Here is a 9,827-nt window from a genome sequence, read left to right as displayed (position 1 = left end):
ACGCGGTCGGCCGGCGTCCACGGTCGGTCGGCGCGGTCGGCCGGCGTCCGGAGTCAGCCGGCGTCCGGGGTCAGGCGGGTGAGGGATTCCGGGGACAGGCGGCGGTCCAGGGCCTCCAGGAGCGCCACGACCTGGGCGACCTCGACCGGGTCGTCGGTGCCCAGGGCGGTGGCGAGGGCCGCGTCGACGGTGGTCGAGGCCACCTCGGCGCGGCGGTCGTTGACCTCGGGGTTCTGCCGGACCAGGGTGCGGCGCCGGTCGCGCGGATCGGTGGCCGTGACCACCGATCCGGTCTCGCGCAGCCGGGCCACGCAGGCGGACACGGCGCTCTGCGGCAGGCCGGTGCGGGTGGCGATCTCGCCGACCGTGGTGTCGGGGTGCGCGTAGATGTCGAGCATCACGATCAGCACCGACCGCGTGCTCATGGCGCGCTTGCCGACCCGTTCGGTCGGGATGGCCTCCTCGCCGATCTTCATCAGCGTCCGGCCCAGCAGGAAGAGCTGTACTCCGTTCACCTGTCCGACCCTATATCAGTCTCGATGTATCTGTTTTGATACATCCGGCTCCGGCGACGTCCTACGGTCCCCGAGGCGTCAGATGACGCCCTGGGCGAGCATCGCGTCCGCCACTCGCTCGAAGCCGGCGATGTTGGCACCCACGACGTAGTCGCCCGGAGCCCCGTAGCGCTCCGCCGTCTCCTGGCAGACCGTGTGGATGTCCCGCATGATGCCCGCGAGCTCCTCCTCCACCCGCTGCGCGCTCCAGCTGCTGCGCGAGGCGTTCTGGCTCATCTCCAGGGCGCTGACCGCGACCCCGCCGGCATTGGCCGCCTTGCCCGGGCCGAACGCCACCCCGGCCTCCTGGAAGAGCCGCACCGCCTCGGGCGTGGTCGGCATGTTGGCGCCCTCCGAGACCGCCTTGACGCCGCCCGCGATCAGCGCGCGGGCGTCGTCGGCGCCGAGCTCGTTCTGCGTGGCCGAGGGGAACGCCACCTCGGCGGCCACCTCCCAGACCCGGCCGCCGGGCACGAAGCGGGCGGCGGAGCCGCGCCGGGCCGCGTAGTCGCTGACCCGGCCCCGCTCGACCTCCTTGATCTGCCGGAGCAGGTCGAGGTCGATGCCCTTCTCGTCCACCACGTAACCCTGGGAGTCCGAGCAGGTGATCGGGTACGCGCCCAGCTGCTGCAGCTTCTCGATCGTGTAGAGGGCGACGTTGCCGGAGCCGGAGACCACCGCGGACCGGCCGTCGAGCCCGAGGCCCCGGTGCCGGAGCATCTCGGCGGCGAACAGCACGCTGCCGTAGCCGGTGGCCTGCGGCCGGATCTGCGAACCGCCCCACCCGGTGCCCTTGCCGGTGAGCACCCCCGCCTCCCAGCGGTTGGTGATCCGGCGGTACTGGCCGAACAGGTAGCCGATCTCCCGGCCGCCCACCCCGATGTCACCGGCCGGCACATCGGTGTGCTCGCCGATGTGCCGCTGGAGCTCGGTCATGAAGGACTGGCAGAACCGCATCACCTCGGCGTCGGACCTGCCGCGCGGGTCGAAGTCGCTGCCGCCCTTGCCGCCGCCGATACCGAGGCCGGTCAGGGCGTTCTTGAAGATCTGCTCGAAGCCGAGGAACTTCACCACGCCGATGTCCACCGACGGGTGGAAGCGCAGGCCGCCCTTGTACGGGCCGAGCGCGCTGTTGAACTCCACCCGGTAGCCCCGGTTGACGTGGACCGTGCCGTGGTCGTCCTGCCACGGCACCCGGAAGATGATCTGCCGCTCGGGCTCGGTGATCCGCTCCAGCAGGCCGGGCACGGCGTACTCGGGCCGCGCGGCGAACACCGGCGCGAGGCTCTCCAGCACTTCCCGCACCGCCTGGTGGAACTCGGGCTGGGCGGGGTTGCGCCGTTCGATCTCGGCGCGCAGCGATTCCAGCCTGTCCTTGGGGTCCTTCACGTCGTGTCCCTCCTGGTGGTGTCGGGTGTGCCGGTGCGGACCGCGCACGCGGCGGCGAAGCCGGCTCCGGCCGCGATGTCGTACAGGGTCCATCCCGGCGGTCGGGCGGGACTCGGGCCGCACCCGAGGAAGATGTGCGCCGCCCCGCCGGCGAGCCCGGTACCGGTCCCCTTCACGTACGCCTCCTTGCGCGTCCAGCAGCGGGTGAACGCTACCGGGCGTGCTTCGGGTGCGAGGGCCGTCAACTGCGCGCGCTCCGCGGGGTGCAGGCCGTCGGCCACGACGTCGGTGGTCACCGCCCCGGGGGAGCCGCCGGCCGCCGAGGGTCAGGAGCCAGGTCTGCGGCGGTCCGCCGGGCGGGGGCCTGGCGCAGGCCGGCCCGGCCTCGGTCGCCGAGGCCCTGCACGCGGGCCGCGGCGTCTTCCTGGACCTGACTGGTGCGGCGGGTGGGGCAGTTCGGCGCGCCGACGCGCTGAGCGGGTCGCTCAGGGGGCGGCGGGCGCGGCCGGCCCGCCGCCGAACACCTCCTTGAGGAGCCGGTCCAGGGCCTTCGGGAACTCCTGGGCCGGGTCCGCGGCCGAGTCTCCGGTGGTCAGCCCGGCGGTGAGGGTCTTGCGGCCGTCGGGCGTGCCGACCATCAGCGCCCCGTAGCCGCCCGGGGCACCACCGTGGTGGTGGACGACGGTGCCCACGCCGGGGCCGAGGTCCTGCACGAACAGCCCGAGGCCGTAGCCGAGCGCGCCGTGCGGCTGGAGCATCTGCGCCAGCAGCGGGGCCGGCAGGAGCCGGCCGCGCAGCAGGGCGGAGAAGAACGTCTGCAGGTCCTGGGTGGTGGAGATCATGTCGCCGGCGCCGATCAGCAGGGTGCTGTTCTGGCGGGTGACGTCCACCACCTTCCACTCGCCGGCGTCCTCGTAGCGGTAGTAGCCGTGGGCGTGCGGCTCGGGCAGCTCCGGCGAGTCGCCGGGGACCAGGGTGTCGCGCAGCCCGAGCGGTCCGAGGATCCGCTGCCGCATCTCCTCGGCGTACGGGCGGCCGGTGAGCTCCTCGACCAGGAGCACGGCCAGGGTGTAGTTGGTGTTGGAGTAGCTCTGGCCGGTGCCGGGTTCGAACCGCGCCGGCCTGTCCAGCGCGAACCGTACGAGCTCCTCGGCGCGGTAGGTCCGGAAGCGGTTGTCCACCCAGGCCTTGCCCGTCGCGGCGATGCCGGGCACGAACGTGCCGTCGGGGCCGGGCTCGCCGGTGTAGCTGTACAGCCCGCTGGTGTGCTGGAGCAGCATCCGTACGGTGATCCGCTCGTCCAGGGCCGGCTCCAGCCGGGGCAGGTGACCGGCCACGGACGAGTCCAGACCGATCGCGCCCTCGGCGACCAGCTTCAGCACCAGCGTGGCGACGAACGTCTTGGTGGTACTGCCCACCCAGAACCGCCCGTCGGTCGGCGGTTCCTCGGCCCCGCCCAGCTCGCGTACGCCGGCACTGCCGACCCATGCGCCGTCCTCGTCGTGCACGCGCATCTGGATCCCGGCGAATCCCGCGTCGACGAACGCCTGGGCGGCCTTGTGCAGTTCGGGCTTGGACATGGTGTTGCGCTCCTTCGACTCCCCTGCGTTCAGCAATCACTGAACGATGGGGACGCTACATTGCGTTCAGCAATCAGTCAACGCCACCTCGGCGCCAAGAGTCCTTATCTACAGGCACAAACAGCCTTTCTTTGCAATGACAATGACCCTGAATGCAATGAACCCCCGACCCGGCATTGCAATGGGCTGCGGCTGAACGCATACTGTCGTGCAGTTCGGCAGCCGTGCAGCTCGACAGCTCGGCACAGGAGGGGGGACGCACACCGATGCCCGGAGGAAGGCTCACCGGCCAGGATCGTCAGGACATCGCCGCGGGGCTGGCCGAGGGGCTCGGCTACGCGGAGATCGGACGGCGGCTGGGGCGGCCGGCCTCGACCGTCATGCGGGAGGTGACCCGCAACGGCGGACCCGGCGGTTACCGGGCGCGGCAGGCGCAGGAGGCCACGCGGGCCCGGGCCCGGCGGCGCAAGCAGGCCCCGCCCGCGGCGGCGCCGGTCCCCGACGCGGGGCCCGGCCGCGATCCCGGGGCGGTCCAGGAGTTCACCGAGTCCTTCACCGCCCTCCTCGTCCAGCAGGGGATGCCGCGGGTGGCGGCCGGCACGCTCGCCTGCCTGTACGTCGCCGACTCCGGCAGTCTCACCGCCGCCGACCTGGTCCAGCGGCTGCGCGTCAGCCCGGCGTCGGTCTCGAACGCCGTCGGCTTCCTCGAACAGCAGGGGCTGCTCCGGCGGGAGAGGACTCCCGGCGAGCGCCGCGAGCGCTATGTCGCCGACGAGGGGATCTTCGTCCGGTCCCTGACGGCGACCATGCGGATGACCGAGGCCCTGGCGGCGGAGTCCCGGCGCGGTGCCGGGATCCTCGGGGCCGCGACCCCGGCGGGCGCCCGCTTCGCGTCCTCCGCCGAACTGCTGCTCCTGGTGTCGCAGTCCCTCGGCGGCGCCATCGAGCGGTGGCAGCGGACCGCCCCACGCGCGGCGCCCCCGCCACCGGGCGGTGGCGGGGGCGCGGACGGGTGACCCGGGGCGGGTGTGAGCGGGTCACCGGGAGGGAAGCCCAGGCGGGCGCGCCCTGTCCGCCTGACCCCACGCGAACCGGACCGGCCGAGGGCCGGGGCAGCACAGCGCCCCGGCCCTCAGTCGTGGGCGGGGCCCGTACGGAGGATGTCCCGGGCCTGTTCGGCGGCCCGGACGATGCTTTCGCTGATGAAGTCGAGGAAGCGGGCGACGTTCTCCAGGCGGGCGGCGGCCGGGGTGTGCGGGCCGAGGACGGCGGCGCCCTCACGGGCGGTCCGCACCAGTTCGTCGTTGGCGCGGGCGCTGGCCAGCGTCGCCTGGTAGAAGAGCTCGTCGTCCACGATGTAGCGGTCGCGGCGGCGCTCGTCGCGTTCCCGGCGGACCAGGCTCTGGCTCTCCAGGAAAGCGATGGCCTTGGAGACCGACGCCGGGCTGACCTCGAGGCGCTGGGCGAGCTGGGCCGCCGTCAAACTGCCCGCGTCGGTGGTGAACAGGCAGGTCAGCACCCGGGCGGTCATCCTGGGCAGGCCCGAGGCCATCAGCACGGTGGTGAGCGTCTCCTCGTACGCGGCCACGGCCCGGGCGTCGCGTCCGTGCGGCTGGGCGGCCGCCGGCGACGCCCCGCGGGGCGCGGCCTGCTTGCGCCGCCGGGCGCGGTGTTCGGTGGCGCGGTGGGCGAGGTCGGCGCGGTAGCCGGTGGGGCCGCCGTTGCGCATCACCTCGCGCGTGACGGTCGAGGTGGGGCGGTCGAGGCGCCGGGCGATCTCGGCGTAGGCGAGCCCGTCGGCCAGCCCCGCGGCGATCTGCTGGCGGTCCTGCTGGGTGAGTCTGCCTCCCGGCATCGCGTTCTCCTCGGTGCTGCGTGCGTCGGAGCCCCTCGTTCGGCCCCGTCCGCCGCCACCCTAGCGTTCACTCACCATCATTGCAACGGGCTGCGCTCCTGACGTTGCGTTGCATCTCCGCCCGTTGCAACACTTTCCCTTAGCTGACCTGCGATTATTGGTTTTTGACGCAACGAACCTGTTGTCGGACTTTGGAAAGCAACGTAGCTTTTCCCATGTCAGAAACAAGGAACGAGCTCAGGAGAGCACGATGCAGAAGTTCGACACCCCGGCCCCCGTCTCCGCCGTCGTGGCCGTCCCCGCCGGGCGCGTCCAGTTCATCGCCGCCGAGCGCGCCGACACCACCGTGGAGATCCGGCCGGCCGACCCCGGCAAGAGCCGCGACGTCCAGGCCGCCGAGCAGACCACCGTCGCGTACGCCGACGGGGTCCTGCGGATCCAGAGCCCGGAGCCCAAGGGCCAGTTCTTCGGCCCCGCCGGCTCCGTCGAGGTCACCGTCCAGCTGCCCGCCGGATCCCGGGTCGAGGGCAAGGCGGCCGGCTGCGAGCTCCGCGGCGTCGGCCGGCTGGGGGACGTCGAGTTCGACGGTGCGTACCAGCAGATCAAGCTCGACGAGGCCGCGAGCGTCCGCCTCACCGCGGTCGACGGCGACGTAGAGATCGGCCGCCTGGGCGGCCCGGCGCAGATCAGCACCCCGCGGGGCGACATCCGCATCCGCGAGGCCGTGCGCGGCACGGTGGTGCTCAGCACCCAGTCCGGCGACATCTCGGTCACCGCCGCGGGCGGTGTCTCGGCCACCCTGGACGCCGGCACCGCCTACGGCCGCGTCAGCAACGCCCTCAAGAACGACGGCAGCCCCGAGCTCGACATCCGCGCCACCACCGCCCACGGTGACATCACCGCCCGCAGCCTCTGAACCGCGGGTGAGGGCGTGCGGGGCGGGAACAGGCCCGCCGCCGCCCCTGGCGGGGTCGGCGGCGGGCGTGGTCCGGCTCCCGGACAAGGTCGGCGGCAAGGCCGGCACCACCCCTGAGCCACCTGCGCCACTGTCCGTCCGGGTGGCCCGAGGACCGGGCAGCGTGCCCGGCCGCGGACGCGACGTCCGCGCGGATGACGAAGGAGTGGTGATCATCCGCCGGCCGGCCCCCGGGATGCCCGCCAGGTCCCGGCCGGGCGGAAGGGCAGCCCCCGGTCCCAGCCGGTGCGGCGGCTCGGGTGCTCCGCGCCCGGTGGGGCGGGGGCCGCAGCCCGGGCCAGGCAGGCGGCCAGGACCACGGCGAGGGCCGCGGTCTCGTCCGCGTCGGGGATTCCCCTGACGATCCGCCAGGCCGCCGCGTCGCGCGTCGTGCCGTCGCCGCTCATACCGGCGGGTTCCCGTGCTTGCGGGAGGGCAGGTCGGCGTACTTGGCGCGGAGCATCGCGAGGGCGTCGACGAGCACCGACCGGGTCTCGGACGGGCTGATCACGTCGTCCACCAGGCCGCGTTCGGCGGCGTAGTAGGGGTGCATCAGCTCGGTCGTGTACTCCTTGATCTTCTGCGCGCGCATCGCGTCCGGGTCGTCGGCGGCGGCGATCTCGCGCCGGAAGATGACGTTCGCCGCGCCCTCGGCGCCCATCACGGCGATCTCGTTCGTCGGCCAGGCCAGCGCCAGGTCGGTCCCGATGGAGCGGGAGTCCATGACGATGTAGGCACCGCCGTACGCCTTGCGCAGCACGAGCGAGATGCGGGGGACGGTGGCGTTGCAGTAGGCGTAGAGGAGCTTGGCGCCGTGCCGGATGATGCCGCCGTGCTCCTGGTCGACGCCGGGGAGGAAGCCGGGTACGTCGACCAGGGTGATCAGCGGGATGGAGAAGGCGTCGCAGAACTGCACGAAGCGGGCGGCCTTCTCGCTGGCGTGGATGTCGAGGACGCCGGCGAGGGCGGCGGGCTGGTTGGCGACGAAGCCGGTGACGTGGCCGTCCATCCGGGCGAGGGTGCACACCACGTTCGGCGCCCAGGCGGGCTGGATCTCGAAGTGCTCGCCGTGGTCGACGATCTCCTCGACGACCTTGCGGATGTCGTACGACTGCTGCGGGTTGACGGGGACGATGTCGACCAGGGCGTCGGTGGGCCGGTCGGCGGGGTCGTCGCAGTCGGTGCGCGGGGCGGTCTCGCGGTTGTTGGAGGGCAGCAGGGAGAGCAGGTGGCGCACGTCCTCCAGGCAGCTCTCCTCGTCGTCGTAGGCGAAGGCGGCGACGCCCGAGGTGGCGGCGTGCACGTCGGCGCCGCCCAGGCCGTTCTGCGTGATCTCCTCACCGGTCACCGCGCGGACCACGTCCGGGCCGGTGATGAACATCTGCGAGGTCCCGCGGACCATGAACACGAAGTCCGTCAGCGCCGGGCTGTACGCGGCGCCGCCCGCGCAGGGGCCCAGCATGACGGAGATCTGCGGGATGACGCCCGAGACCCGGGTGTTGCGCTGGAAGATGCCGCCGTAGCCGGCCAGCGCCGAGACGCCCTCCTGGATGCGGGCGCCCGCGCCGTCGTTCAGCGACACCAGCGGCGCGCCGGCGGCCTCGGCGAGGTCCATCACCTTGTGGATCTTCTCGGCGTGGGCCTCGCCCAGCGCCCCGCCGAAGATGCGGAAGTCGTGGGCGTAGACGAAGACCGTGCGGCCCTCGACCGTGCCCCAGCCGGTGACCACACCATCGGTCCAGGGACGCTTGTCCTCCAGCCCGAAACCGCTCGCGCGGTGCCGGCGCAGCGTCTCGATCTCGTGGAAGGAACCCGGGTCCAGGAGGAGGTCGATCCGCTCGCGGGCGGTCAGCTTGCCCTTGGCGTGCTGGCGCTCCGTGGCCCGCTCGTCCGGGCCCGCGACGGCCAGGGCCTTGATGTCGGCCAGTTCCGCCGCGCGGTCCAGGAGCGGAACGGGTGGGGCGTCGGCGATGGTCATATGGCTCCTCCAGGTCTGAAGGCCGGATTCAGCCACCGTCGCGCGGGGGGCTCAAGAGGTCGTGGAGAGCTGCTCGAATCCACCGCGACCGGACGGGCGTACGGCCGTATGATCCCGGTGACTTGACGATTCGATGACTCTTCCATGACCTGACCACGAGCAGGGGGAATCCGACGTGGAAACCGCACGGCTCGCGTCGCTCATCGCCGCGACGATCACGATGGGCCTGGTCAGCGGCCTGTTCTACGGCTTCTCGGTGTCGGTGATGCCGGGCCTGAAGCGCACCGACGACCGCACGGTCATCGACGTGATGCAGAAGATCAACGTGGCGATCCTGAACGGCTGGTTCGTCCTCGGCTACATCGGCGCGTTCGTCTTCACGGCCCTGGCCGTCGGCCTGCACGTGCCCTCCGACGGCCGGGACGTGCTGCCGCCGCTGATCGCGGCGCTGGTGCTGTACGTGGTCGCGATGGGGCTGACCAACAAGGTCAACATCCCGCTGAACAACGCCCTGGAGAAGGCCGGCCCGGTCGCCCGGATCGCCGACCCGGCCGCCGTCCGCCGGGCCTTCGAGGCACCGTGGGTGCGCGCCAACGTCTGGCGCACCCTGCTGTGCACGGCGTCGCTGGGCTGCCTGGCGTGGGCGCTGTTCGCGTACGGGAGGCTGTAGAGCCGAACAGGCCCCGCCGGGCGGGCCGGCGGGGCCTGGTGCGTCCTGCTGGGGTCAGGTGTCAGCGGGACGTGGCCCGGCCGTGGAGGACCAGGGCGCGGGAGAGGGCGGTCAGGGCCGCCGTGCACAGCAGGGTCCGCGCGATGTTGGTGGAGACCCAGGTGCTCTTGAACTTGTCCACGATCGAGAAGTCGGTCAGCTTGGCCGCGTCGCCGACGTCCTTGAGCTCGTTGTTCAGCGGGATGTTGACGGTGAAGGTGATCATGAGGACCACCAGGTACGCGACGGCCGCGGCGCCCACCCACAGGGCGACGGCCTTGCGGCCCTTGCGGAACTCCAGGACCGCCGAGGCCGCGGCGGCCACCAGCGCGAGGACGAAGGCCATGCCGAAGAGGCCGTTGCCGTCGATCTCGGCGTTGAAGTTCTGCATCGCGGTGACGTACGTCCGCTCGTCGCCGTCGGCCAGACCCGGCATCACGGAGATGTCGTAGGCGAAGAACAGGCCCGCCATCAGGCCGATCAGGACGGTCGCCAGCACCATCAGGGCGGTGCCCGGCTTGGTGCTCCCGGCGCTGGCGGCAGGGGGCTGCGGCGGGGAGGGGTAGGTGGCACCGGGCGGACCCGCTGCGTACGGGTTGGGGCCACCGGCCTGGCTGGGGTTCATCGGGTGCGTCCCATCTGGGTGGTCGGGAGTGCTGCTTGCCCTGGGCACGGGCAACCGATCGTGGCACCCCCCTGTCCGTTGCTGCCATGGGTTTCGACCGGCTCTTGAGCCCGGTTCGAGACGGGCGGCGGGATCCGGCCGGACCGTGCCGGACCCCGCCGTCGTGGGCTGCCCGCGGCGAC

The 9,827-nt window shown here is 72.6% G+C and carries 11 protein-coding genes; 3 read left to right on the top strand and 8 right to left on the bottom strand.

Annotation, left to right across the window (positions count from 1 at the left end; genetic code table 11):
* Window positions 1-53: 53 nt before the first annotated feature.
* From LG632_RS28075 to LG632_RS28060, 4 genes are all read right to left on the bottom strand, one after another.
* Window positions 54-476 (bottom strand): MarR family transcriptional regulator, encoded by a 423-nt coding sequence (locus tag LG632_RS28075; protein WP_226730436.1) that lies wholly within the window; start codon window positions 474-476, stop codon window positions 54-56.
* Window positions 477-593: 117 nt separating this feature from the next.
* A complete protein-coding gene (gdhA, locus tag LG632_RS28070; RefSeq protein ID WP_226730434.1) occupies window positions 594-1,943 on the bottom strand; it encodes an NADP-specific glutamate dehydrogenase in 1,350 nt (449 codons plus the stop codon).
* On the bottom strand, window positions 1,940-2,239 hold the full coding sequence (locus LG632_RS28065) for a 4'-phosphopantetheinyl transferase superfamily protein (protein WP_226730432.1): 300 nt from the start codon (window positions 2,237-2,239) through the stop codon (window positions 1,940-1,942). The genes gdhA and LG632_RS28065 overlap by 4 nt, the downstream gene beginning before the upstream one ends.
* A gap of 189 nt (window positions 2,240-2,428) precedes the next feature.
* On the bottom strand, window positions 2,429-3,523 hold the full coding sequence (locus LG632_RS28060) for a serine hydrolase domain-containing protein (RefSeq protein ID WP_226730430.1): 1,095 nt from the start codon (window positions 3,521-3,523) through the stop codon (window positions 2,429-2,431).
* 266 nt (window positions 3,524-3,789) lie between these two features.
* On the opposite strand from LG632_RS28060, the gene LG632_RS28055 reads away from it, so the two are divergent.
* Window positions 3,790-4,539, top strand: a complete 750-nt coding sequence (locus LG632_RS28055; RefSeq protein ID WP_226730428.1) for a GbsR/MarR family transcriptional regulator — start codon at window positions 3,790-3,792, stop codon at window positions 4,537-4,539.
* Between the two features lie 116 nt (window positions 4,540-4,655).
* Here LG632_RS28055 and LG632_RS28050 read toward each other — a convergent pair whose 3' ends face one another.
* Entirely contained in the window at window positions 4,656-5,378 is a 723-nt protein-coding gene (locus LG632_RS28050) for a MarR family transcriptional regulator (protein WP_226730426.1), read from the bottom strand.
* A gap of 250 nt (window positions 5,379-5,628) precedes the next feature.
* Between LG632_RS28050 and LG632_RS28045 the strand changes: the two genes are divergently transcribed.
* Window positions 5,629-6,294 (top strand): DUF4097 family beta strand repeat-containing protein, encoded by a 666-nt coding sequence (locus LG632_RS28045; RefSeq protein ID WP_226730424.1) that lies wholly within the window; start codon window positions 5,629-5,631, stop codon window positions 6,292-6,294.
* 212 nt (window positions 6,295-6,506) lie between these two features.
* Here the strand turns inward: LG632_RS28045 and LG632_RS28040 are convergent, their stop codons facing one another.
* Window positions 6,507-6,740, bottom strand: a complete 234-nt coding sequence (locus tag LG632_RS28040; protein ID WP_226730423.1) for an acyl-CoA carboxylase epsilon subunit — start codon at window positions 6,738-6,740, stop codon at window positions 6,507-6,509.
* A complete protein-coding gene (locus LG632_RS28035) occupies window positions 6,737-8,311 on the bottom strand; it encodes an acyl-CoA carboxylase subunit beta (RefSeq protein ID WP_226730421.1) in 1,575 nt (524 codons plus the stop codon). The genes LG632_RS28040 and LG632_RS28035 overlap by 4 nt, the downstream gene beginning before the upstream one ends.
* Window positions 8,312-8,486: 175 nt before the next feature.
* Here LG632_RS28035 and LG632_RS28030 point away from each other — a divergent pair, with 175 nt between their 5' ends.
* Window positions 8,487-8,981, top strand: coding sequence for an anthrone oxygenase family protein (locus LG632_RS28030; protein WP_226730419.1), 495 nt, complete (start codon window positions 8,487-8,489; stop codon window positions 8,979-8,981).
* A 61-nt stretch (window positions 8,982-9,042) separates the two neighbouring features.
* Here LG632_RS28030 and LG632_RS28025 read toward each other — a convergent pair whose 3' ends face one another.
* Window positions 9,043-9,645 carry an anthrone oxygenase family protein gene (locus tag LG632_RS28025; RefSeq protein WP_226730417.1) on the bottom strand — a complete coding sequence of 201 codons (603 nt, stop codon included), beginning with the start codon at window positions 9,643-9,645 and terminating at the stop codon, window positions 9,043-9,045.
* Window positions 9,646-9,827 lie beyond the last annotated feature (182 nt).

The sequence above is a fragment of the Streptomyces antimicrobicus genome (assembly GCF_020532625.1).
GTDB lineage: Bacteria > Actinomycetota > Actinomycetes > Streptomycetales > Streptomycetaceae > Streptomyces > Streptomyces antimicrobicus.
Note: the sequence above shows the minus strand (reverse complement) of the source record. Positions and strands in the feature narration are given on the sequence as shown.

Bases quoted from the DNA above. Each gene is read 5' to 3' on its own strand.
- LG632_RS28075 (WP_226730436.1), bottom strand. From the start codon at position 476: ATGAAGATCGGCGAGGAGGCCATCCCGACCGAACGGGTCGGCAAGCGC.
- LG632_RS28060 (WP_226730430.1), bottom strand. From the start codon at position 3,523: ATGTCCAAGCCCGAACTGCACAAGGCCGCCCAGGCGTTCGTCGACGCG.
- LG632_RS28055 (WP_226730428.1), top strand. From the start codon at position 3,790: ATGCCCGGAGGAAGGCTCACCGGCCAGGATCGTCAGGACATCGCCGCG.
- LG632_RS28050 (WP_226730426.1), bottom strand. From the start codon at position 5,378: ATGCCGGGAGGCAGACTCACCCAGCAGGACCGCCAGCAGATCGCCGCG.
- LG632_RS28045 (WP_226730424.1), top strand. From the start codon at position 5,629: ATGCAGAAGTTCGACACCCCGGCCCCCGTCTCCGCCGTCGTGGCCGTC.
- LG632_RS28040 (WP_226730423.1), bottom strand. From the start codon at position 6,740: ATGAGCGGCGACGGCACGACGCGCGACGCGGCGGCCTGGCGGATCGTC.
- LG632_RS28035 (WP_226730421.1), bottom strand. From the start codon at position 8,311: ATGACCATCGCCGACGCCCCACCCGTTCCGCTCCTGGACCGCGCGGCG.
- LG632_RS28025 (WP_226730417.1), bottom strand. From the start codon at position 9,645: ATGAACCCCAGCCAGGCCGGTGGCCCCAACCCGTACGCAGCGGGTCCG.